Here is a 23,626-nt window from a genome sequence, read left to right on the forward strand (position 1 = left end):
TTCCCTGATGCTGACATCTGTGGCCTTCGGGGAAGGGCGTCTAAATGTAGATATTCCACAAGATAGGGCTGCTCTGGTATACGACGTAAAGTCAGATGAGATAATGTATAGTCAAAATAGCCATGTTCGGATGTACCCTGCAAGCACCACTAAGCTTATGACAGCGCTGGTGGCAATGGATTATGTTGATCTGGATGAAAAAGTTGTTCCGGGAAGGGAAGTCCTTTTTATATCAGCTGACAGCAGCAGGGCAGACCTAGCTTCGGGAAGTGAGATATCCACAAGGGATCTCCTTGCCGCAACTCTCCTTCCCTCAGGAAACGACGCTGCAAACGCTCTAGCCGTTCATGTGGGCAGGATAGCCACAGGTGATGAAAACCTGGATGCTCAAAGGGCTTTAGAAGATTTTTTAGAGCTGATGAATAAAAAGGCTGAAAAACTAGGGCTGGAAGGGTCGAATTTTGTCAACCCGCATGGTTTGCACCATGATCAGCACTATACGACTGCTTACGACTTGCTTAAGATAACCATGAAGTTTCTTGAGAATGATTATCTTGCCAGCTTGGTATCTAAGGCACATTATAGAAGCGAGGATGGCACTTACGAATTTTACAATACGAACGTATTTCTTCATGAGAGGCTTGAGGACATATGGTATCTGTACTCTTCCGGAACTAATCCCAATTACAGCCCCTACGTGACCGGAGTTAAGACCGGTTTTACCAGCATGGCAGGCAGATGCCTGGTTTTCAGCGCAGCTAAGGATGACAAGGAGCTTGTGGGAATAGTATTAGGGAGTGATTTAAACAACCTTTACAGAGAAGGGTTCCTTCTAATGGACTCTGTTTTTGAGGAAACGGATTATATCGATACCTTTGATGAGGGAGAAAAGGTAGCTGTTATAGAGGTGAAAACCGGATATTTCGGAAAGACTCAGACAGCTGCGTTGGTAAATGCAGAAAAAGTTTATTATCTTCTTCCAAAGGAAAGCCTCTCTGATGTGACATTTGAAATAAATGTTGATGAAAGCAAACTGAAGGAAGTCGACGGCATTTACCATGTACAGACTATGATCGATCCTGGTGATGAAATCGGAACTGTTAGCACCATCTACGATGGAGAAGTTCTCTTTGAAAAACCTATTTACGCAAGTGAAGGCTTTAAAGAAATAAAAATATTGCCATTAATATTGTCTATAGCTGCAGCGGCGTTTTTAACGCTGTTAATTGCAGCCGTAATTGTAAGAAGAATGGAGAAAAGATGAAAAAACCTGAGATACTGGCACCTGCCGGTACATACGAGGCTTTGACAGCAGCCGTGAGTGGTGGGGCTGATGGAGTATATATAGGAGCCAAGAAATTCAATGCAAGGCAACGAGGAGAAAACTTTGATAACGATGAAATCAAAAAAAGCCTGGCCCTGTGTCACATTCACGGGGTCAAGCTCTACGTTGCACTTAATATAGCTTTAAAGGAAACTGAAATCAAGGATGCCTTGGAATTAGCCGCTTTTTTATACAATGAGGGAATAGACGGTCTTATCGTACAGGATTTGGGCCTTTTCAGGCTATTACAGGACAATCTTCCCGCCTTGAGCATCCACAGCAGCACTCAGATGTTTGTTCACGAGCAGTCAGGTGTCAGCCTGTTGTGTGAAGAGGGATTTGACAGGGTGGTGCTTGCGAGAGAGCTTACCCTGGAGGAGATAGGCGGGATAAAAAAAGACGCAAATTGCGAAATAAAGATATTCTGCCACGGCGCCATGTGCATATCATATTCAGGACAATGTTACATGAGCAGCATGATAGGGCAAAGAAGCGGTAACAGAGGCAGGTGCGCACAGCCTTGCAGAAAGGAATATGCCCTATACGACGAAAAGAACATCCCAATAAAAAAGGGAAGGATAATCAGTCCCAAGGATCTTAACACCCTTGATGCCCTGGAGGATATCATGACTTTGGGTGTTGACTCTCTAAAGATTGAGGGGAGGCTAAAAAATCCTGATTATGTGTTTACCGTGGTAGATGCATATAGGAAACGGATAGATTCTTTAAATGAAAACAGAATCAGCCAAGAGACTTTGAGTGTTAATGAAGTATTTAACAGAAAGTTCACTTTCGGTTATCTCTATAAGGAAAGCCCGGATGAAAAGGAGCTGATAACCTCTGATAACGAGGGATTGGAACATGTTCAGGCAGCAAGGATAATATCTAAGGAAGGTTATCTATACAAGATAAAAGCAGATTTAGACATGTCAGTCGGTGATGGAATCTTCATAAAATCAAAAAATGGTTCCTTCGGAGAGGTACTGTCAGATCTTTACGATATGCGGAAGAATAAGTCCCAAAGACTCTCCTCAGGAGAAACAGGTTACATCGGTCTTAGGAAAAAAGCTGAAGCTTTGGACTTGGTATACAAGACTTGGGATAAGGCTAAAAAACAGGCATTGGCGGATATGATGGAAAAGGCCGGTGAAAGGAAGCAGCCTGTTGAAATAAAAGGGGAGTTTAGGGAAGGGGAAAAACCTAGGCTTAGTATTTCATTTAGGGACATATGCATAAGAGTAGAAGGGGAGGAAATTGTGCAGACAGCCAAAAACGCTCCTCTGTCAAGGGAACGGATAGAAGAACAGCTCTCAAAGATAAAGGATACGTTTTTTTACCCTTCATCTATCCAAACGGTGATTGACGAAAACATATTTATGCCTGTAAAATCAATCAATGAGCTTAGACGAAGTGCAATGGATATCCTTATGGAAAAGGTACTTGATTCTTACAAAAGACCCACTGTTAAAATTGATTTCCCTTGTGCTTTGAAAAGGCATGAGAAGGAAGAACCGATCTCACGTCAGACTTTATCCATAAGAGTTGCCCACATGAATGGACTTAAGGCGGCGTCTTTATCCAGTGTTGACGAGATTATATACGGTTGGGACAAGAAAATAGATATTAAGGAATACGAAAAGGCAATAGATACGGCCAAAAACGCCGGTAAAGAAATAGTGCTTGCCTTCCCCAGGATTCTAAGAAAAAACCAGGCAGACATTATAAGAAGAGACCTGAATAAAATAATAGATCTTGCACCGGATGGGATTTTGGTGAGCTCTTATGAAGGAATTGGACTTTTTAAGGAATCAGGCTTGCCTATTGAAGCTGACGACACCTTCAATATCTTTAATTCCTTTGCACTTGATCAGCTTAAAAAGTGGAATGTAAAAAATGCATACCTTTCACCTGAGCTCAACCTTGGGGAGCTGTCGGGGTTTACTCCTCCAAAGGGAATGGACATAAGTCTTGTGGTTCACGGCAACAAGGAGCTTATGATACTCCAGTATGATCTGGTGGGAGACGGCAAAGAAAGATCCCTGGTACTGGAAGATTCAATGGGTTTTAGATTTCCTGCAGTAATCGACGATTTTGGCAGAACCCATGTCTTTAATTCTAAGAGGCTGTTTCTAGCAGATGAAATTTCTGAGCTCGGCATGATGAAGAAACTAAGAATTGACGGAATTTTAGAAAATCCGGATGAGATCCATGATCTTGCTGACGCCTATTCACAAGCTATGAATGGAAAATACTCTCACGGAGAGTACTATGGCAAGTATAGATCAGATCTGACAAAAGGTCATTTTAAACGAGGTGTATTATAAGAATGAATCAAAAGACATTGAGAGTCCTTGAATTTAACAAGATTACTGATATATTGTCTACCTACGCCGCAAGTGAAACGGGAAAAAATGAGATCAAAAGCATTCTTCCTTCAATAGACAAGGAAGAGATCCAGGACATGCTTGAGCTTACGGATCAGGGAACGATAGCTCTTTTAAAAAATGGAAATGCTCCCATCGCCCCTTTTGCGGACATCAGATATTCCTTGAAGAAGTCAAGGATGCAATCCATATTGACTCTTAAAGAGTTCATTAGAATCAGGGATTTTTTAAAGATCATGTGGGAAGTTAAAAGGTATTTTGAAGAAATAGAAAACTGGGAACAGATATTGCCTGATCTGTACCAGATGGTCTCTTCCATAGACAGTCTAAGTGGTCTTAGGCGAGATATCGAAAAGACTGTGATATCCGAAGAAGAAATAAGCGATAGCGCGAGTCCTGATTTGTTCAGGATAAGAAAAGAGATAAACAGAAAGAACCATCAGATAAGAGAAAAGCTCAATTCAATGATATCTTCTCCCAGTTACCAGAAGCATCTACAAGAAAGCATCGTGACCATCAGACAGGACAGGTTCGTGATACCTGTAAAGCAGGAATCCAGAGGAGCTGTACCAGGCATAGTCCATGACCAGTCATCAAGCGGCGCAACGCTTTTTATAGAGCCCATGGCCATAGTCGAGCTTAATAATTCCATACGAACCTTGAGGATAGAAGAAGGACGGGAAATAGAGAAGATACTTCTGGAGCTGACTTTAAAGGTTGGAGAAAACGAGACGTCCCTGGCATTTGACTACGATATCATGACCAGGCTGGATGTCATTATAGCCAAAAGCAGGTATGCTTTGGACATAAATGCAACCAGGCCAACCCTCAGCGACGGAAAGGTACTAGATTTAAAAGGCTGCAGGCATCCTTTGATACCAAAGGAAGAAGTGGTAGCTTCAGATATAAGGTTGGGTGGGGATTTCAATATACTCATAGTGACCGGTCCAAATACAGGAGGCAAGACCGTAGCGCTGAAGACTACCGGTCTTTTGTGTCTGATGACTCAGGCAGGAATGTTCATCCCGGTAAAGGACAACAGCGAGATATGCGTCTTTAAAAGCGTCTATGCGGATATAGGAGACGAACAGAGCATCGAACAGAGCCTGAGCACATTTTCATCTCATATGACTAATATTGTGGAAATCGTGGATAAGGCTGACGATAACAGCCTGGTCCTCTTCGACGAGCTAGGAGCAGGAACGGATCCTGTTGAAGGCGCCGCCCTTGCCATGTCGATATTGGATCATCTGCATCAAAAAAATGTTTATGCACTGGTTACTACTCATTACAGCGAGCTTAAGCAATATGCCATTTCCGCTGAAGGGATGGAAAATGCCAGCGTTGAATTCGATGTTAATACCCTAAGCCCCACTTACAGGCTGACAATTGGGATACCGGGAAAGAGCAACGCCTTTGAAATCTCAAAAAGACTTGGATTGAACCAAAGGATAATAGAAAATGCAGGCAAGTATTTAAGCGAAGAAGCGCTGCACTTTGAAGACATAATAAAGGAGATTCAAGACAACAAGAAAAAGTCTGAAGAGGAGCTCGCCAGGATAAATTCCATGAAACTGGAAAACGAGAGGCTCTTGGAGCTTAACAAGCAAGAGAAAATACTCTTGGACGAAAACAGGCAACTTATTAAAAATCAAGCCAGGCAGGAAGCTGCAGACATCATCAGGGATGCAAAGGAAGAAGCAGGCGAGATAATCAAGGAAATGCAGCGAATTAAGTCTGATGCTGCTAAATCTTCTTTCAAGGATCTGGAAGCCATGAGGAAAAGCCTCAAGGAAAAAGAGGACTCCCTTTACAGTGGCATCGAAAAATCCGGCAGTTTTACCAATAAAAAGGCTGCTAAAAAGATACGCCCGGGTGACTGGGTGCTGATAAAAAGCATGAACCAAAAAGCCAGTGCCTTGTCTGAAGCGGACAAGGACGGAAACATAATGGTAGAAGCAGGAATAATGAAGCTTAGAGTAAATCAAAGAGACCTCATTCCTATCGAAGTGGAAGAGGAGAAGAAAAGCTATAGCACCAAGAGCATAGCGAGAAAAGCTGCTGGAATTAAATCCTCAATAGATATAAGGGGAACTACTGCAGAAGAGGCTATACTCGATGTAGAAAAGTACCTGGATGATGCATCTCTTGCCAACCTGAAGATGGTAACCATAGTCCACGGCAAGGGGACAGGAGTTTTAAGAAACGCCATACAACAGCTTTTAAAGAGAAACAAGCACGTAGAGGATTTCCGATATGGAGGCTATGGCGAAGGAGGAGACGGAGCCACCATCGTCAATTTGAAATAATTTGAATTAACTTAAGCCATTAAGGTATAAAGAAAGAAAAATATAGTATAATATACTGGAAAATATTTTGAAAGGCATGATGAAAATGATCTTATCAGATAAAAAAATATTAGAGCTTCTAAGTACGAGAGAGCTTGTTATAGACCCTATAACCCCTGAGCAGATACAACCGGCCTCAGTTGACATCAGGCTGGGCAACCACTTCTTAAAGCTCGACGAGAACAGAATCGAGCATATGAGCATGACAGATGAAATAAAATATATCTCATTTGAATGCGACGAGGTAGTAATACCGCCCCATTCTTTTTTGCTGGCGACCACCAAGGAATACATTAAGCTTCCCGGAAATCTAACGGCCTTCGTTGAAGGACGCAGCTCCATAGGAAGAATGGGACTTTTCATACAAAATGCGGGCTGGGTCGATCCGGGTTTTGAAGGTGAGATAACTCTGGAGCTCTACAACGCAAATCGCCTGCCCATCAAGCTGCAAAGCGACAGGAGAGTCTGCCAGCTGGTATTTGCATCAATGGATCAGTACGCCCTTAATCCGTACAAAGGAAAATACCAGGGACAGACAAAGCCTGTAGGCAGTCGAGTTTATTTGGATAAGGATATTTAAAAAAGATGACTAATATAGTGGGCACGATTTTCTTGGCGGGGTTTTCTCTGGTGGTAGTGGGAGTGTTCGTTAAATTCTATATAGAGACCAATCATAAAATAACCATGAGCCTTAAGCGAAACGGGGTTAAGGGAACATACTACCAGTATAAAAAAATACAGAAAAAAATGAAAAAAAGCAGATAGACCTTTTGGATAATCTGACTTAAATACGAAGTAAGGGATTGAATAGATATGATTAAAAAATTTACCCTCTGCCTTTTGTCAGCTAGCCTGATTATTGTTTTAGCTGCCTGCTCCCCATCGGCAGATCAAATCGATGGGGAAGAAGTCGACATGACCGAGGATGAAGTGCAAAGCCTTGAAAGCGCTTTCGAAAGCGTGGATATCGTAGATGGGGATAATTACGTGGTGGAAAGAAAGACGATGCATGGAGACATAGCTGAAATAATCAATTCCTCCACGGTGCTCTTATCGGGAGAAAATCAGCTAATGGTATACGATATGGAAACGGAAGAGGTCAACGTTATCGCCCAACAAGGGTGGAATCCCCAAGTATCTCAAAACAAATCCATTATAGCATACGAAAACGACAACGGCATTTATAAAGTATCTCCATCAGGGGATGGGGAGGTGCTTGTGTATGAAAGAGAAAGTGACGAAATAATAAGAAGCTATATACTATCAAGAGATGGGGGCAGCATCCTTATAAGCCTGATTGACGAAGATGAATACAAAACGGTTCTGGTGGATTCAAGCTTAAATACTAGGGTGGTACCTTTTGATGAGAACGAAGGCTTTGTAGTGACCCGACCACTTTATTTAACTAGGTTCAGGCTTTACGCCCTGGCTGAGAGCTCAGAGGCGATTCAAGGCGAAGAGGGCAGCGTGTCTGCAAGCAGCATAGATTTTGTCTATGTGGACCTCTCAAACGGACGCATACGAAACATAACATCTAATGATTATGGAGATACTGTAGAATACGTGGATCAGTCCAATACAGGCAATATCATACTTAGGCATATAAAACGGTCGACAAACGAAGAAGGGCTGGTAGAGACAAAGACATACAGGACCTTCAACACATCTACGGAATATATATACACTTCCAGGATTAAAAACAGGGATATAATTCTCTTTAAGAGCATCAATGACGACAGGGATTTCATAACCGTTGAAAATCCGCCTGAGCCTGACCAAAGATATCCAAAGCTAGTGGAGTTAAAGCATTACGCTGGAAGCAGAGAGGATACCATAGCTACCATATTTACAGGTTCACCCTCCCAGATATACCTTTACGAAGATACCATAGTATTCAATTCTAACGGCGATACTTATATTATAGACAAAAAGAATTAACGTAATTGGAGTGAAAAAATGAAAATAATTTATTTTGACAACAGCGCCACCACGAAAGTGGATGATTCTGCCATTGAAATCATGAACCGCTACCACAGAGAATCCTATGGAAACCCATCCTCCCTGCATTCCATGGGGGTGGAAGCGGAAAAAGCTGTTGAAAATAGCCGTGAAATAATCGCCGGGAGGCTTGGCGTAAATAAAAACGAAATTTTCTTTACTTCAGGAGGAAGTGAAGGAAACAACTTTTTAATCAGAGGCGCAGTGGAAAAGGGCAGAAAAAAAGGAAACAGGATAATAACTACAAAAATTGAACATCCTTCGGTTCTGGAGCTTTTTAAAAATTACCAGGCAATGGGAATGGATGTAGTGTTTTTAGACGTTGACAGAAAGGGCCAGATCATAACAGATCAGTTGGAAGAGGCTTTAACCCAGGAAACCATACTGGTGAGCATCATGATGGTTAACAACGAAGTCGGAAGCATCCAGGATATGAAGGCTGTCGGCAGGTTGATCAGAAAGAAGTCAAGATATGCGCTGTACCATTCGGACTGTGTACAGGCATTTGGAAAGATGGATATCAATCCCACGGATTCAAATCTGGATATGATCACCTTTAGTGCCCATAAAATGCACGGGCCGAAAGGTGTTGGGGGAGTTTACATAAAAAAAGGACTGTCTATAAACCCATTGATTAAAGGGGGAGGACAAGAAAAGGCATTAAGATCCGGTACTGAAAATGTTCCGGGAATTGCCGGCTTCGGAAATGTGGCAGAAACTTTTTCAGTCCATGAAGGACTGGAGCATTTTAATAAGCTTAAAAAGTCGTTTATAAAAAGAGCGCTAAAGGACATCCCGGATACTATAGTAAACAGCCCTGCAGGCGAAAACTTCATTGCTAATATAATCAGCATCTCTTTTAAGGACGTCAAATCGGAAATACTCCTTCATTCCTTGGAAAAGCAGGGCATTTTCATCTCTACAGGCTCTGCATGCTCATCCAAGAAAAATACTGCAAGCCATGTGCTAAAAGCAATGGGGGTTGAAAAAGAGTATATCGATGGCACATTGAGGGTCAGCTTTTCAAAGCACAACACCTTGGAGGAAGTAGATATTTGCCTTAGTGCCATAAAGTCAGGAGCAGAAAAAATCAGAAGGTTTACCAGGAGGAAATAATTTGGAAAAAATCATATTGATCAGATACGGAGAAATTAGTTTGAAAGGCCTCAACAAATCCTTTTTTGTAGATACATTGATACGAAATATAAAGGACAGCTTGAAGTATTTAGAGTACAAGAAGATGGAAAAAATCCAGGGAAGATTTGTTCTTAGAGTGGAAGAAAAGGACATCGACAGAGCATGCAAATCCCTTTTGAGGATATTCGGCATAGCCTCCATAAGCGTGGCTACCAGGGTTGAAAGCGATATGGAGACAATCAAGAGCACAGCAAATATCCTGGTAAAAAATGAGATCGACTTAAGCGAACCCAAGACATTCAAGGTAAACGCCAGGAGAGGGGACAAGAAATTTCCCTTGACATCTCCACAGATAAACGGAGAGCTAGGCGGATTTATCTTGAGTGAGTTTCCCGAGCTTGACGTTGACGTACATAATCCGGATATGGTCTTGTACCTGGAGGTTAGGGAAAAGACTTATATGTACACAAGCATTATGCAGGGTAAGGGAGGCCTGCCCGTGGGTACGGGAGGCAAAGCGGCACTTTTGATATCCGGGGGAATAGACAGTCCTGTTGCAGGATATATGATCGCTAAAAGAGGAGTAAACCTGATTGCAGTCCACTTTCATTCGTATCCATATACCAGCGAACGTGCCAGAGATAAGGTAATAAGGCTTATGGAAATAGTGGCAAGGTACTCCGGCAGGGTAAAGCTCTACATAGTGCCCTTTACAGACCTGCAGCTTGCCATAGGGGAGCATTGCAACGAACGCTACTCAACCCTTATCATGAGAAGGTACATGATGAAGATAGCCACTGAAATAGCGAAGAGAAACAAGGCAATGGCTTTAATAACAGGGGAAAGCGTAGGACAGGTTGCCAGCCAGACTTTAGAGAGCTTGATGGTTACTGATTCGGCAACTGATCTTCCCGTATTCAGGCCTGTCATCGGGATGGATAAAAACGAGATAATAGCAATAGCTGAAGAAATCGAAACCTTTGAGACTTCTATCCTTCCTTATGAGGATTGCTGCACGATATTTGTTCCAAAGCATCCTCAGACTAAGCCCAAGCTTGAAAATGTAATCAGGGAAGAGTCCTTCGTTGAAAATGCAAATGAACTTATGAACAAGGCTATAGATGAAACAGAAATGCTGGAGATCTTCGGAAAATAAAAACAGTACCCCTCGAGGGTACTGTTTTTATTTAAAGTCACTATCTGACTGTTACTGTAAATGCACCGGTGGAGCTGGCCCCCAGAGCATCCGTGGCTTTATAGGTAAGGGTGTACCTGCCTGCTTGGCTGGTATCTACGTTGTTTACCGTGGAGTTATTGTAAGTGATGACAGGCCCGGATACGCTAACCTTATGGTCGTTGGGGTCGGTGGCGATAACCTTTAAGCTGTTTCTTGAAAAATTATCGCCCACGTTTATTTCTATCCCTTGAGTTGACCTTCCGTTGTACTGAAAAGAAATTTCAGGTGGCTGGTTTGTTTCATTCACAGTATAGCCCAGGGTGTCCGAATAGCTGTATGTTTTTGTCTCGGTCCTGCTGCCTGTAGTCACGTTGTACTGGTAGGTGAGAGTGGCAGTTATGGTTCCGCTTCCACCTGACATTCCGGTAATCGTGTAGTTGCCTTGACCAGATGAAGCTATTGATACCCTGCCGCTGTCGGCACTGACGCTTAGACCTTCAGGCACATCTACATAATCTCCGTTTTGTGTAACTCCTCGCACTCTGATCGTAGTGCTGTCTCCCTGATCAAGTTCTATCTTGTCTACCGTCCCCCCGTTGTTGCCGAGTATGGCGATGTCTATTATGGTATTGCCCGTGTGCACGTCGCATATATTGTCCATATTCGGAGCTAAAACCCCTTGTTCAGGAGACGGGACATAGTCAGCTCTTAATGCTTGAACGTTGCCGGGGAACCTGTCTTCCGGTTTCAGAATCCTTACGGTGCTCTGAATAAGATGTTCAGGACAAAAATCTGATGCAATCTTCCCGGTTGAGACGTCAATCCTAACTAAAATATGGTAGTTGTCCGATTCTGTAGGCACTGTTCCGGATATAAACTTCTCGCTGATAACTGTAGAACCCCTTGGGTCCTGGGCAGTCAGCTCAGTAGGGAGAAGTCCGGAAACTCTATCCACGCTTGCAGTGACTATGCCGCTCGGGGCGCTTGGAAAGTTTTTATTTTCAAGTCCCTGATGTATCTCCCGCATTACCTGTTCCCACATGGACGCGGGACCGGGCTTGCTTCCGCCGTATATTCCTATGTTAAGGTTGTATGTCCTTCCTCCGGCTACAACTTTGTTCTGGTCGTATCCATACCATACTGCAGCTGAGTAATAAGGGGAATAGCCTGCAAACCAGGCGTGCATCTGGTCGTTGGTGGTACCGGTCTTGCCTGCTATCTGCATGCCTGAAACCGAGAGGGAAGTGGTGCCCCCTCGCACTCCTGACATCATTACGTCTGTCAAAAGGTAGGCTGTCTGTTCAGAAAACACCCTTATCTTCTCCTGTGGGTTGTCCAGAACCACGTTTCCTCCTTGATCTTCAACCTTGGTGTAAAGTATAGGCTCGTTTCGCACTCCTTCACCGGGGAATGTGCTAAAAGCGCTGGCCATGGCCAAAGTGGACTGTCCGTAGGTGTATCCTCCAAGTGACAAGGCTGCAGCGTTTTTGTCATCTTCCTCGATGGTCAGTCCCAAAAGCTCTGCGTATTTAATAGAGGTTTCAATTCCTACATCGTAAAGAGCCTGAACTGCAATCGTATTTTTAGATCTTCTCAAGCCTTCTCTGATGGTCGTCATCCCTGCATAGCTGCTTTCTCCTGCATTGCCGGGCGTCCAACTGCCTATCTGTATAGGAACGTCGTCATATGTTTTGGCAAGGGTCAGTTTTTTGCTGTCTATTCCGGGAGCATAAACTGTCAGTGGCTTAGTAGATGATCCCACTTGGAATCTCTGAGTAGCCCTGTTTAAAGAACGGCTGCTTTCCTTGCTTCTTCCTCCGATGAGACCTACCACATAGCCGGTTTGGTTGTCGATGATGGTCATGGCTGCCTCAGGAGTATAGTTGATTTCCTCATCAAGCTCCTTGCTCCTTGCTTCAGAAGCCTGTCTTGCCACAGATGACTGTCTTGGGAACAGGGAGTCATCGCTGAACTTATCATCCAGGACCTTCTGAACATCAGGATCTATAGTCGAGTATATCGTAAGGCCTGAATTCAGCAGGTAGGTTTGAGCTTCTTCTCTTGTAGTGAAGTTGAAATTGTCAGACTCCAGCAGGTCCCGGGTTATCTGATCATAAAGTGTATCGGTAAAATAAGAATATATTTCGGTTTTAGGTGGTTCTTGAAGGCCGAAATCATTGTTTTTCAGTTGCTCAACAGCAATTTCGTATTCTTCCTGACTTATGTGGCCAAGCTCTCTCATCTTGGCTACTACCGCCAGAGCCCTGGACTGGTTGCGCTCGTTGTAAGCGACTTTTCCGTCTTCATCCTTCTTTATGCCAAAGGAACCGTCCTCGAGTTCTTCTATTATATAAGGCCTGTAGTTTGCAGGACTTACTATTATCGAAGCGAGTGTAGCCGCCTGGGCTATGGTGATTTCTGAAACGTCTTTCCCATAGTATACTTCCGAGGCAGACTGTACGCCCCAAGCGTAAGAGAAGTTTATTTTATTTAAATAAGCCTCCAAGATCTGCTCTTTGGTATAAACCTTCTCCAGTTCTCTAGCCAGATGCATCTCCACGACTTTTCGCTCGAGAGCTTTGTCAGGAGTCAGATGGGTCAGCTTTATAAGCTGCTGGGTAATGGTGCTGCCTCCTGGCCCGCTTAGTGAACCGGTTCTGAATACTTCCAGGCCGGCTCGGGTCAGACCTCTTAAATCTACGCCGTTATGAGTTTTGAAGCGTTCATCCTCAATGGATATGAAAGCATACTGAACCATTTCGGGTATCTCGTCAATAGAAACGATCTCTCGTTTTTCAGTTCCTTGAAGCTCCTGGTAAAAATCTCCGTTTTTATCCAAAATTCTCGATGGCTCGATATATTCAAACCTGCTCATGTCAAGCTCAGGCGCATCCTGAATCCACGAGTAGGCTACAGCTCCACCCACTATGCCTCCCACAAGAATCAATGCCAACAGGATTATCCCAAACCATTTCAATGCTTTAAAGGCTTTCTGCTTTCCGGTAAGGGGTTTTTTGCTTCTCTTTTTTCTTTTATTATTGGTAGAACCCTGGGGAACCTTGTCTTTCGAATTTGAGTTTTGTGACATGTTTGTGCCTCCTTGGTTAGAAATTATCAAGTATAATTATAATATTATTAGACCGCAAATATCAATCATTTTAATCTTTTATTACTTTTTGGCTAATCCTTGGACATAATTTGTACATATAAATTAAGATTTTCTAAAGGTTGGGTTAATCTGATTTTAATCGTATTTTAGATTTATGTGTGATAAAATCTTTTTAGACTATTTTTTTAGACTATTACTAAAATATTGTACAAAAGGTGATTTGATGAAAATAATGCAAAACAAAAAATATTTGGCCATAGACCTCACATTTGCAGTCTTGGCTGTAGGCTTGTTTTTGATTCTGGGCAGGTTTATCATTAATGTGATGGCTCCATTCGTATACGCCTTGGTCTTGTCATATTTGCTGGACCCGGTTGTCAAATTCATGGAAAAGAGAAAGATAAAAAGAATCTGGGCCATAATAATAATATTCCTATCCATGATAGTCATCATATCCCTGCTTTTCATGAGCTTTATACCCCAGCTTGTGGAGGATGTGACCGTTCTTGTTAGGGAGATACCCGGTATATTCTCCTTTGTGGAGCAGTTCGTAGCGGATATTAAAAGTGGAGAGTCGGATTTCTTTCCGGCACTCATGCCGGAAGGTTTATACGATTTTTTAGACTTGGATTCCCAGTTTGAAAGGATATCAACCTGGCTTAGCAACTCCCTGTCCCAGTTTACTTCTGCTTTGGTGGAGTCAACCAAGAGCCTTTTAAATATCATAATGACTCCACTGATTACCTTTTACTATCTTAAAGACAAGGAAAAATTCTTTGGGGGAGCTATGGGGCGGTTAAGTGAAAATACAAAACTCAGGTTAACAGATATAGGTTCAAGAATCGACAAGGTGTTTGGCGGATTCATAAAGGGGCAGGTCCTGATAGCCGCATTTGTCGGCATATTGACCGGAATCGGATGCAGGCTTATAGGGGTGCCCTATTCATTGACAATCGGTCTGGTTGCAGGGGTGACCAATATAATACCCTACTTCGGTCCTTGGCTTGGAGGCATCCTCCCAGTGATACTAGCCCTTATGAACGCACCTTTGACCGCTTTATGGGTTGTCTTGCTCATAGTAGTAATACAGCAGGTGGAATCAGCATTCATCTCGCCTCAAGTAATGTCCCACAGCGTGGGACTGCATCCTCTTTCAGTAATGTTTTCTGTATTGCTCTTTGGAAACGCCATGGGTATACCAGGGATGATACTGGGTGTTCCCATAACCGGAACCATAAAAGTGATGTACAATTATTTTCTGGAGTTCAGGCGTGAAGTAAGGACAAATGATATACTCGACAGCGACAGCCAATAATCTGGCCGTATTGACATACGCCAAAAATTTATTTATAATTAGTTATTGTTTAAATAATTGCAATGAAGGAAACATGCTTCGCTTGTGCAGAATACCCAGAGATAAAACCCCAGGCTGAGAGGTTTTAATTAACGGCATGCGATGTGCTCTTCCGGAGCAAGGGTTAGAAATATCCCCGTAGGGCGCGATAAGCCTGTCAAAGTGAATCCCAAGGATTAATTAGGGTGGTACCGCGGATATGTCCGTCCCTTGCGCATGCAAGAGGCGGATTTTTTTGTGTGAAAATAAAAGAATCTCATTTTAATAGGAGGAAGATAAAACAATGAAACAGCTTGGACTTAACGAAATCAGGGAAATGTATTTAAGCTACTTTGAAAGCAAGGGGCACCTGCGCAAAAAAAGCGCGCCATTGGTTCCGATAAATGACGACAGCCTATTGTTGATAAACTCAGGGATGGCCCCGCTGAAGCCTTATTTTACAGGGGAGGAAATGCCCCCAAGCAAAAGGATGACTACTTGCCAAAAGTGCATCCGTACTCCGGATATAGAAAACGTAGGAAAGACAGCCAGGCATGGCACTTTTTTCGAGATGCTCGGCAACTTTTCATTTGGAGACTATTTTAAAAAGGAAGCTATAGCATGGGCGTGGGAATTCGTTACAGAAGTGATGAAGATACCAGAGGAGCTTTTGTTTGTTTCAATATACGAAGATGACGACGAAGCTTTCGATATATGGCATAATGAAGTCGGCCTAAAGCCGGAAAAAATCGTTAGGCTGGGAAAGGCAGACAACTTTTGGGAGCATGGTCTCGGGCCCTGTGGACCATGCTCTGAGATCTATTTTGACAGAGGTGAAAAATACGGCTGCGACGATCCGAACTGCGCCGTTGGCTGCGAATGCGATAGATACATAGAGTTCTGGAACCTCGTATTCACCCAATTTGACAAGGACGAAGGCGGTAATTACAACCCTCTTGAAAACCCAAACATCGATACCGGCATGGGACTTGAGAGAATGGCCACAATAATGCAAAGCGTCGATACTATATTCGAAGTGGACACCATAAAGCATGTATTGGACACCATTTGCTCATTGGCAGGCATCTCCTACAATAAGGATGAAAAGATGGACATATCTGTGCGTGTCATAACCGATCATATTCGAAGCGTTAGCTTCATGGTAGGTGACGGAGTGCTTCCAAGCAACGAGGGAAGAGGCTACGTGCTCAGAAGGCTCTTAAGGCGAGCTGCAAGACACGGGAAGCTTTTAGGAATCGAAGGAGCGTTTTTATCCGAGCTTTCAAAGGAAGTTGAAAAAATGTCCGGAGAAGCTTATCCCGAGCTTTCAGAAAAGAAGGACTATATAGCAAAGGTAATAAGAATAGAAGAAGAAAAATTCCAAGAAACCATAGATCAAGGATTATCGATCTTGGAAGAGGAAATAAAAAATCTAAAATCCAGGGAGGAAAATATCCTCTCAGGAGAAGCTGCCTTCAAGTTATATGACACCTTTGGATTCCCCCTGGATCTAACCAGAGATATCCTGGAAGAATCCGGCATGGATGTTGATGAGGACAAGTTCCACGAAGAGATGCAAAAGCAAAAGGATAGGGCAAGGAAGGCAAGGCTGGAAAAAGAAATCGGCGCATGGGGAGAAGATCCCTTTGCATTTCTCGGATCAAACGCCCTTACTGAATTCCTAGGATATGACTTTATGGACAGCCACAGTACAGTTTTAGGCCTAGTGGTTGAAGGTTCCGAAGCCATATCTGCTGCTGAAGGCAGTGAAATATTGCTGGTTCTTGATAAGACGCCCTTTTATGCAGAAAGCGGAGGTCAGGTAGGTGATATCGGAAGCATAAGCACCGGAGATTGTGACATCAAGATCACTGACTGTAAAAAGGGAAGCCTTGGCAGACACATTCATTACGGTAAAATCACAAGGGGAAGCTTAAAGGTGGGAGAAAAGGTTCACTGCGTAGTGGATAGGACCAATAGGATGTCCATAGCGAGAAACCACACTGCGACGCACCTTCTTCACAAAACGCTAAAAGACGTATTGGGTTCTCACGTAGAGCAGGCTGGCTCCCTTGTAGATCCATATAAATTCAGGTTTGACTTTAATCACTTTGAAAAGATGACTGCAGAAGAAATCTCCAAGGTGGAGAAGAGGATAAACCAGGCTATACAAAAGTCAATGGAGATAGAAAAGTTCGAAACCGATATCGAATCTGCGCAAAAGCTGGGAGCTACTGCACTTTTTGGTGAAAAGTACGGCGATACGGTAAGAGTGGTAAAAATAGATGACTACAGCATGGAGCTTTGTGGAGGAACCCACTTAGACAACGTCAGCCAGATAGGCTTATTCAAAATCGTATCTGAAAACGGAGTGGCATCAGGAGTCAGAAGGATAGAGGGAGTCACTGGGATAAATACACTTAAGTATGTGGACAAACTGGAAAATACCTTGAAGCAGACTGCAGCCGCCCTTAAAGCGACACCGGAGAACATGATTCAAAGGATAGAAGACATCTATGGGGCTAACAAGACATTGGAAAAAGAATTAAGCGCCCTGAAGCAGCAGCTTAACAAAAATGCCGCTGATGAGTATGTAAACAAGGTAGAGGAAATAAACACTGTCAGGTTCCTGGCTATAGAAGCATCCGGCTATGAGATGGAAGACCTTAGAAATCTTGCTGACGGATTAAGAGACAAGATCCAAGGCGTGGTAGTTGCCGCAGGTGATAAGGATGGAAAGGTCAACATCGTAGTGATGGGCACAAAGGACGCCGTAGCCAAGGGATTCCATGCCGGCAAGCTTGTTAAAGAAGCCGCATCAGTAACCGGTGGCGGCGGTGGCGGAAGGCCTGACATGGCTCAAGCCGGAGGAAAAGATTCTTCTAAAATCAAGGAAGCCCTTGAAAAAGCCAAAGAAGTTATGCAAAATCAGCTGGGTTGATAAACATTCTCAAATGTCTGGCAGACCCTAAAAAATAGCTTGTAATTTTTAGCATTATGATTTAAACTCATATTAAGGATTTGCAATTGACCGAAAGTATTTTGATGAAGTTTACAAGAAGGAGCGAAAGTATATGGACAATGACAATAATAAAGACTACACCGTGAAGTTTGATATCGAACAGGACAAATCTCAGCAGATCAAGGATTTGGTTAAAGAGGTATACTCCGCTCTAACAGAAAAGGGCTATACGCCTGTGAATCAACTTGTAGGATATATAATGTCCGGAGATCCTACATATATAACCAGTTACAAAAATGCACGTAATCTAATTAAAAAAGTCGAAAGAGACGAGCTTTTGGAAGAGTTGATCAAGGAGTACTTCAATCATCTGGATTAAATTTAAAGGCCCTTTTTTAAAGGGCCTTTCTTTTTCTAGAGGAAATCATTTTGACCTAAGCGAGATATCTCAGGAATAACGTTGTTTAGTAATAGTATATGCTGGATAATCGTTAAACATGGTGGGACAATGGTTAATGGTTCGCTTCGCTCACGTGGGATGCTCCCTTTGGTCGCGGAAAAAGCTCGTTTTACTCGCGAGAAAAGCGCAACGCGCGTGTTTCAATCTTGCTTTTAGAGACAGTTTTTACGAGACGGAGTCTCATTTCTCGACTGCGCAGCAGTCATTTCCCGTGCGGCAGAGCCGGACAATAAACAGTCGCATCAGCGACTAAACGACTGTTTGCCAACCGTTTCCCGATTGCCCCACAATCGTTTGACCTGTATTTCTCGACTCACCGAGTACCGACTAACAATTTAAACCTTTATGAGGTAGATATGATATACAATATATTAGGAAAAACAGGCCTAAAGGTCTCAAAATTGTGTTTCGGAAGCCTTACCCTTGGTCCCCTGCAGGCAAACCTGTCTGTTGAAGAAGCCGGAGACCTTATCGCCTTGGCCAGCGAAAAGGGAATCAACTTCATTGATACAGCAGATCTTTATGGGAACTACCCACATATCAAAGAAGGCTTAAAGCGCAGCAAAAAGGACTGGGTCATTGCATCAAAGTCCTATGACTACGATAAGCAGGGAATGAAGGCGAGCATCGAAAAAGCAAGAAAAGAAATGGACAGGGATGTCATCGATATATTCATGCTCCACGAAACAGAAAGCGAGCATACCATCCGTGGACACTGGGAAGCCGTTGAATATTTGCTTGAAGAAAAAATCAAAGGCAAGATAAAAGCAGTTGGAGTTTCAACCCACAGAATCGAGGGAGTCGAAGGGGCCTGCAAATACCGGGAGGTGGAAGTTATACACCCAATCTTTAATTATAAAGGCCTCGGCATAGAAGACGGTGATGCAGTTCAGATGGAAAAAGCCTTAAAGTCAGCCAGCTCGGTGGGTAAAGGCATATTTGCAATGAAGCCTTTAGGGGGTGGAAACCTTATTAGCTCACGAATTAGAGCCTTTGATTATATAAAAAGAAAAACCTATATACACTCTGTTGCAATCGGCATGCAGTCGGCAGAGGAGCTGGAGTACAACTGCTCCATGATTATTGGAGAAAACATACCAGAAAGCATATCAAAGGCAACAGCAGATAGAACCAGGCACCTGCACATCGATTCATGGTGCAATGGATGCAAAAGCTGTGTAGATGTATGCGGTCAAAACGCTCTGAATATAATAGCGGGTAAAGCCGTTGTAAATAAAAGAAAATGCATTTTATGCGGATATTGCAGTGCTTCATGTCCGCAATTTTGCATCAAGGTGGTATAACATGATAAGATATATGGGACTGGATGTAGGCGATAGAACTATAGGTGTTGCCGTATCCGATCTTCTGGGGCTCACGGCACAAAGCCTAAAGACCATAAAAAGGGCAAGCCTGGACAAAGACCTGGAAGAACTAAAAAGTATTATTGAAGAAAAATCCGTGACCGTACTGGTTATCGGTATACCCAAGAACATGAACGGCTCCATTGGTTCCCAGGGAGAAAAGGTGATTGGATTTTCAAATTATCTTAAGAAACGTCTAAAAGTGGAAATAGTTCACTGGGATGAGAGGCTTACCAGTAAATTTGCCGACAACCTCATGCTCGAAGGGGACGTAAAAAGAAAAAAACGAAAAGAAAAGATTGATATGATGGCAGCGCAAAATATTCTGCAAAGCTACATGGATTCTAAAAATATTTAAATTACAGGAGGTAACAACTATGAGCAAACACGTACACGATGAAAACTGCAACCACGACCACGATCACGACAATTCTATTGTATTGGTGGATGACAGCGGAGAAGAGATGAAGTTTGAGATCATCATAACTTTGGAGCACGAAGGAAAGGAATATGCCCTTTTGAAAAAACCTGAGGACGATTCCGATGACATGTTCGCATTTAGAATCGAAGAAGACGAAGATGGAGAGCTTCTTATACCCGTAGAAGAAGACAAAGAAATTGAGATGATCCAAAAGATTTACAACGAACTGGCTGACGAAGACGAAGAGTAAGACGATACAGAAAAATAAAACTTTTTCACTACAAAGAACACGAAGGGGCACTAAGGTAGTTGTAAAGCCGTACTTCTTACAGGAGTAAAGCGACTAATGCGACCGTTTACCAACTGCCCAACGTTTGCTTAACTTTTCAGTGCCCTACCGTGACCCCAGAGAAATACCCTAGCGCTAACGACCAACAACTAATGATCCTTGACAAAAACCCTAAAAACAGGTAGAATGTTAATTGATAATTATTATTAATTGATAAGATGGTGATCAGATGCCCGTAGAAGAATTTAAAAACAAATTGAAGGAGCAAGGATACAAGCTTACTCCACAAAGAAGACATATAATTGATGTGATGTTAAACAACAAAGAACATCATTTAAGTATTGACGAGATATACCGAGAGGTAAAAAATACATGCCCGGAAATAGGTATAGCCACCATTTACCGTACAGTTCAACTGTTCGAAGATGTAGGCATACTATCTAAACAGTATTTTGATGACGGATGCCACAGATACGAGATATCCGATGGCGAAAGGACTCACAATCACCACCATCTCATATGCAACAGTTGCGGATCGGTAATCGAAATTCAAGATGAATATTTCGACGCATTGGAACAACATATCGAAAAAGAAAAAAAATTCAAAATAACCAATCACAATGTAACATTTTTTGGACTATGCGAAAAATGCATCAACAAGAGCGGAGATAATTAACGAAAGGAGCAATATTTTGGCAACGAAAAAAAATAATAAATTGAAGATTATACCTTTAGGAGGACTAGGAGAAGTCGGAAAGAACCTGACAGTTTTTGAGTACAAAAAGGATATAATCATAGTGGACTGCGGTATAACGTTTCCGGACGAAACGATGTACGGCATTGATATTGTATTGCCTGATTTCACCTACCTGGTGAACAACAAGGACAGAATCAAAGGAATCGTGGTAACCCACGGACACGAGGACCACATCGGTGCGATACCTTATTTATTGAAGGAAATGAACCTTCCCATTTACGCAACAAAGCTGACTGTCGGCCTTATAGACAACAAGCTGAATGAACATGGTCTGCTTAGAAGCACTGAGAGAAATATAATTAAACCTAAGGACCGAATTGACCTTGGAGGGTTCAATATCGAGTTTATCAGGGTAAATCACAGCATCGCAGACTCGGTTGCCCTTTGCATCAGATGTGATGCGGCAACAGTAGTACATACGGGAGACTTTAAGATCGACTACACCCCTATCGACGAAGAGGTTATAGACCTTCCGAGATTTGCCGAAATAGGCAATGAAGGGGTAGACCTTTTAATGGCTGACAGCACCAACGTGGAGCTTACAGGCTTTACCCTTTCTGAGAAATCAGTAGGAAAGCGGTTCATAGAGCTTTTTGACGGAGTTCAGAGCCGTATAGTCGTGGCGACATTCGCTTCAAACGTACATAGGGTTCAACAGATAATCGATGCCGCTGTAGTGCACGGCAGGAAAGTAGCAGTAAGCGGACGAAGCATGATAAATGTAACCACTACTGCCCACGAGCTGGGTTATCTGAACATTCCAAAAGGAACACTAATAGATATCAAGGAAATAAACAAATACGATGACCATGAAATTGTAGTAATCTCTACAGGAAGCCAGGGAGAGCCCATGGCGGCTCTTAGCAGAATGGCCGTCGGTGAATATAGACAATTCTCTATTACTGCAGGAGACCTTGTAATACTTTCTGCTTCACCTATACCCGGCAATGAAAAAATGGTCATGCAGGTAATAAACAACCTGTTTAAGCTTGGGGCAGAGGTAGTCTACGAAAAACTTGCAGAGGTTCACGTATCAGGCCATGCGAGACAGGAAGAGCTAAAACTGATGCACACCCTTGTAAAACCAAAGTTCTTCATACCTGTCCATGGGGAGTACAGGATGCTTAAACATCACGCAGAGCTTGCACAGACCCTTGGTATGCCTGAAGAGAATGCTCTTATAGCAAGCACCGGTTCAATAATCGAACTTGATAAAAACAGCTGTCGAGAAATCGGCAAAGCTCCGTCAGGGGTTACGCTGGTAGACGGTCTTGGAGTAGGAGACGTTGGAAATATAGTGCTTAGAGACAGAAAGCACTTGTCAGAAGACGGCATTTTTATCGTAATGGTAACAATGAGCAAAGGAAAGACTGTAGCCGGTCCTGATGTAATATCAAGAGGATTTGTTTATGTAAGAGAATCCGAGGAGCTTATAAATGAAGCCAGAAACGTGGTAAAAGCGGCTCTTCAAAAATGCGAAGATAAAAAAATCACCGATTGGAACAAGATAAAAGGAGCTGTAAGAGACGCTCTTGATCAGTTCTTGTATGAAAAGACAAAGAGAAGACCAATGATCCTTCCCATACTTATGGAAGTAAAGCAATAAAATATAAGTTGAAAGTGGAAAGTAGAAAGCCGTGCATTTCAAAGGAGCTTCAGCGACTTATGCGACTGTTTACCAACTGCCCAACGATTGCTTAACTTTTCAGTAAAGTTGTAGGGTAGGGTCAAAGAATTTGTATTTTATTTTTTGAACAGTCATTTCCAGTATGGCACAAAGGAGGCTCATAAAATAGGACTATGAGTAAAATCAATCATGAATATATAGAAACCTACATTAGAGGTTTGCTCAACAACGAAGACAAACTCCTTTTGGAACTTGAAGGCTATGCAGAAAAGAATAATGTACCTATCATCCATCCTGAGGTAAGGCAGCTTATCGGCATCTTGCTTCAAACGGGAGGATATGAAAAAATACTTGAGATCGGAACAGCCATAGGCTATTCCGCTCTTTCATTTGTAAAAAAAAATGAAAACATAACCGTGGATACTATAGAACTTAACGAAGATATGGTAAAATTAGCGGGAGAAAATATCGAAAAAGCCGGGTATGACGACCGAATTAAAATTATTTACGGTGACGCTTCCAAGGTAGTACCGGAGCTTGAGAAAAAATACGATGTAATTTTTTTAGACGGAGCAAAGGGGCACTACATCCATATGCTTGAAGACTGTTTGAGGCTTTTAAATCCCGGAGGCATGATAATATCCGATAATGTCCTATTCAGAGGAATGGTTGCTAGCGATGAGCTGGTGAAGCGCAGAAAGATTACAATCGTAAAGCGCATGAGAAAATACCTTGAAGCTTTAAGCGATCACCCAAGGCTGGATACAAGCATCATACCCATAGGGGATGGATTGGCCATAAGCAGGCTTGTTAGGTAATTGGGAATAAGTTTGAAAGTGGAAAGTTGAAAGTGAATGAAAAAATGCTGTCATTTAGAGCATTGCGAGAAATCTCAGGAATAACGTTGTTTAGTGATAGTATATGCTGGGTAATCGT

18 protein-coding genes are annotated in these 23,626 nt (G+C 42.7%); 17 read left to right on the forward strand and 1 reads right to left on the reverse strand.

All coding sequences use genetic code 11. From position 1 onward, the window contains the following. Positions 1 to 7: 7 nt before the first annotated feature. The 8 genes from BUB93_RS00625 (at position 8) to thiI (ending at position 10,347) form a co-directional block, all read left to right on the forward strand. Positions 8 to 1,264: a D-alanyl-D-alanine carboxypeptidase family protein gene (locus tag BUB93_RS00625; protein WP_159432044.1), complete on the forward strand. Its 1,257-nt coding sequence runs from the start codon at positions 8 to 10 to the stop codon at positions 1,262 to 1,264. Further along, positions 1,261 to 3,648, forward strand: coding sequence for a U32 family peptidase (locus BUB93_RS00630; protein WP_073269128.1), 2,388 nt, complete (start codon positions 1,261 to 1,263; stop codon positions 3,646 to 3,648). The genes BUB93_RS00625 and BUB93_RS00630 overlap by 4 nt, the downstream gene beginning before the upstream one ends. A 2-nt stretch (positions 3,649 to 3,650) precedes the next feature. Continuing rightward, positions 3,651 to 6,017 (forward strand): endonuclease MutS2, encoded by a 2,367-nt coding sequence (locus BUB93_RS00635; RefSeq protein WP_073269129.1) that lies wholly within the window; start codon positions 3,651 to 3,653, stop codon positions 6,015 to 6,017. 76 nt (positions 6,018 to 6,093) lie between these two features. Then, positions 6,094 to 6,636, forward strand: a complete 543-nt coding sequence (gene dcd, locus BUB93_RS00640; protein WP_341465268.1) for a dCTP deaminase — start codon at positions 6,094 to 6,096, stop codon at positions 6,634 to 6,636. 5 nt (positions 6,637 to 6,641) lie between these two features. Then, complete coding sequence (locus tag BUB93_RS00645) at positions 6,642 to 6,821, forward strand: hypothetical protein (protein WP_073269130.1); 180 nt, start codon at positions 6,642 to 6,644, stop codon at positions 6,819 to 6,821. A gap of 48 nt (positions 6,822 to 6,869) precedes the next feature. Then, positions 6,870 to 7,994 carry an NHL repeat-containing protein gene (locus BUB93_RS00650; protein ID WP_073269131.1) on the forward strand — a complete coding sequence of 375 codons (1,125 nt, stop codon included), beginning with the start codon at positions 6,870 to 6,872 and terminating at the stop codon, positions 7,992 to 7,994. 18 nt (positions 7,995 to 8,012) lie between these two features. Then, the gene (locus BUB93_RS00655; RefSeq protein ID WP_073269132.1) at positions 8,013 to 9,170 is read left to right on the forward strand and encodes a cysteine desulfurase family protein; all 1,158 of its coding nucleotides are present in this window, start codon (positions 8,013 to 8,015) and stop codon (positions 9,168 to 9,170) included. A 1-nt stretch (position 9,171) separates the two neighbouring features. Beyond that, the gene (thiI, locus tag BUB93_RS00660; RefSeq protein ID WP_073269133.1) at positions 9,172 to 10,347 is read left to right on the forward strand and encodes a tRNA uracil 4-sulfurtransferase ThiI; all 1,176 of its coding nucleotides are present in this window, start codon (positions 9,172 to 9,174) and stop codon (positions 10,345 to 10,347) included. A 40-nt stretch (positions 10,348 to 10,387) separates the two neighbouring features. Here the strand turns inward: thiI and BUB93_RS00665 are convergent, their stop codons facing one another. Continuing rightward, positions 10,388 to 13,456, reverse strand: coding sequence for a transglycosylase domain-containing protein (locus BUB93_RS00665; protein WP_073269134.1), 3,069 nt, complete (start codon positions 13,454 to 13,456; stop codon positions 10,388 to 10,390). Positions 13,457 to 13,700: 244 nt separating this feature from the next. Here BUB93_RS00665 and BUB93_RS00670 point away from each other — a divergent pair, with 244 nt between their 5' ends. The 9 genes from BUB93_RS00670 to BUB93_RS00710 all read left to right on the forward strand — a co-directional run bounded on the left by BUB93_RS00670 (position 13,701) and on the right by BUB93_RS00710 (position 23,508). Further along, complete coding sequence (locus tag BUB93_RS00670) at positions 13,701 to 14,792, forward strand: AI-2E family transporter (protein ID WP_073269135.1); 1,092 nt, start codon at positions 13,701 to 13,703, stop codon at positions 14,790 to 14,792. 322 nt (positions 14,793 to 15,114) lie between these two features. Beyond that, a complete protein-coding gene (alaS, locus tag BUB93_RS00675) occupies positions 15,115 to 17,751 on the forward strand; it encodes an alanine--tRNA ligase (RefSeq protein WP_073269136.1) in 2,637 nt (878 codons plus the stop codon). Between the two features lie 133 nt (positions 17,752 to 17,884). Beyond that, positions 17,885 to 18,151: an IreB family regulatory phosphoprotein gene (locus BUB93_RS00680; RefSeq protein ID WP_073269137.1), complete on the forward strand. Its 267-nt coding sequence runs from the start codon at positions 17,885 to 17,887 to the stop codon at positions 18,149 to 18,151. Between the two features lie 437 nt (positions 18,152 to 18,588). Next, positions 18,589 to 19,536: an aldo/keto reductase gene (locus tag BUB93_RS00685; RefSeq protein WP_073269138.1), complete on the forward strand. Its 948-nt coding sequence runs from the start codon at positions 18,589 to 18,591 to the stop codon at positions 19,534 to 19,536. Positions 19,537 to 19,540: 4 nt separating this feature from the next. Further along, positions 19,541 to 19,954 (forward strand): Holliday junction resolvase RuvX, encoded by a 414-nt coding sequence (ruvX, locus tag BUB93_RS00690; protein ID WP_341465269.1) that lies wholly within the window; start codon positions 19,541 to 19,543, stop codon positions 19,952 to 19,954. A 19-nt stretch (positions 19,955 to 19,973) separates the two neighbouring features. Beyond that, positions 19,974 to 20,267: a DUF1292 domain-containing protein gene (locus BUB93_RS00695; protein WP_073269140.1), complete on the forward strand. Its 294-nt coding sequence runs from the start codon at positions 19,974 to 19,976 to the stop codon at positions 20,265 to 20,267. Positions 20,268 to 20,535: 268 nt separating this feature from the next. After that, a complete protein-coding gene (locus BUB93_RS00700) occupies positions 20,536 to 20,982 on the forward strand; it encodes a Fur family transcriptional regulator (protein WP_073269141.1) in 447 nt (148 codons plus the stop codon). 16 nt (positions 20,983 to 20,998) lie between these two features. Further along, on the forward strand, positions 20,999 to 22,669 hold the full coding sequence (locus tag BUB93_RS00705) for a ribonuclease J (RefSeq protein WP_073269142.1): 1,671 nt from the start codon (positions 20,999 to 21,001) through the stop codon (positions 22,667 to 22,669). Positions 22,670 to 22,863: 194 nt separating this feature from the next. After that, positions 22,864 to 23,508, forward strand: a complete 645-nt coding sequence (locus BUB93_RS00710; protein ID WP_073269143.1) for an O-methyltransferase — start codon at positions 22,864 to 22,866, stop codon at positions 23,506 to 23,508. Positions 23,509 to 23,626 lie beyond the last annotated feature (118 nt).

This window comes from Alkalibacter saccharofermentans DSM 14828 (genome assembly GCF_900128885.1).
Taxonomy (GTDB): Bacteria; Bacillota; Clostridia; order Eubacteriales; family Alkalibacteraceae; genus Alkalibacter; species Alkalibacter saccharofermentans.

Bases quoted from the DNA above. Each gene is read 5' to 3' on its own strand.
- BUB93_RS00625 (WP_159432044.1), top strand. From the start codon at position 8: ATGCTGACATCTGTGGCCTTCGGGGAAGGGCGTCTAAATGTAGATATT.
- BUB93_RS00630 (WP_073269128.1), top strand. From the start codon at position 1,261: ATGAAAAAACCTGAGATACTGGCACCTGCCGGTACATACGAGGCTTTG.
- BUB93_RS00635 (WP_073269129.1), top strand. From the start codon at position 3,651: ATGAATCAAAAGACATTGAGAGTCCTTGAATTTAACAAGATTACTGAT.
- dcd (WP_341465268.1), top strand. From the start codon at position 6,094: ATGATGAAAATGATCTTATCAGATAAAAAAATATTAGAGCTTCTAAGT.
- BUB93_RS00645 (WP_073269130.1), top strand. From the start codon at position 6,642: ATGACTAATATAGTGGGCACGATTTTCTTGGCGGGGTTTTCTCTGGTG.
- BUB93_RS00650 (WP_073269131.1), top strand. From the start codon at position 6,870: ATGATTAAAAAATTTACCCTCTGCCTTTTGTCAGCTAGCCTGATTATT.
- BUB93_RS00655 (WP_073269132.1), top strand. From the start codon at position 8,013: ATGAAAATAATTTATTTTGACAACAGCGCCACCACGAAAGTGGATGAT.
- BUB93_RS00665 (WP_073269134.1), bottom strand. From the start codon at position 13,456: ATGTCACAAAACTCAAATTCGAAAGACAAGGTTCCCCAGGGTTCTACC.
- BUB93_RS00670 (WP_073269135.1), top strand. From the start codon at position 13,701: ATGAAAATAATGCAAAACAAAAAATATTTGGCCATAGACCTCACATTT.
- alaS (WP_073269136.1), top strand. From the start codon at position 15,115: ATGAAACAGCTTGGACTTAACGAAATCAGGGAAATGTATTTAAGCTAC.
- BUB93_RS00680 (WP_073269137.1), top strand. From the start codon at position 17,885: ATGGACAATGACAATAATAAAGACTACACCGTGAAGTTTGATATCGAA.
- BUB93_RS00685 (WP_073269138.1), top strand. From the start codon at position 18,589: ATGATATACAATATATTAGGAAAAACAGGCCTAAAGGTCTCAAAATTG.
- BUB93_RS00695 (WP_073269140.1), top strand. From the start codon at position 19,974: ATGAGCAAACACGTACACGATGAAAACTGCAACCACGACCACGATCAC.
- BUB93_RS00700 (WP_073269141.1), top strand. From the start codon at position 20,536: ATGCCCGTAGAAGAATTTAAAAACAAATTGAAGGAGCAAGGATACAAG.
- BUB93_RS00710 (WP_073269143.1), top strand. From the start codon at position 22,864: ATGAGTAAAATCAATCATGAATATATAGAAACCTACATTAGAGGTTTG.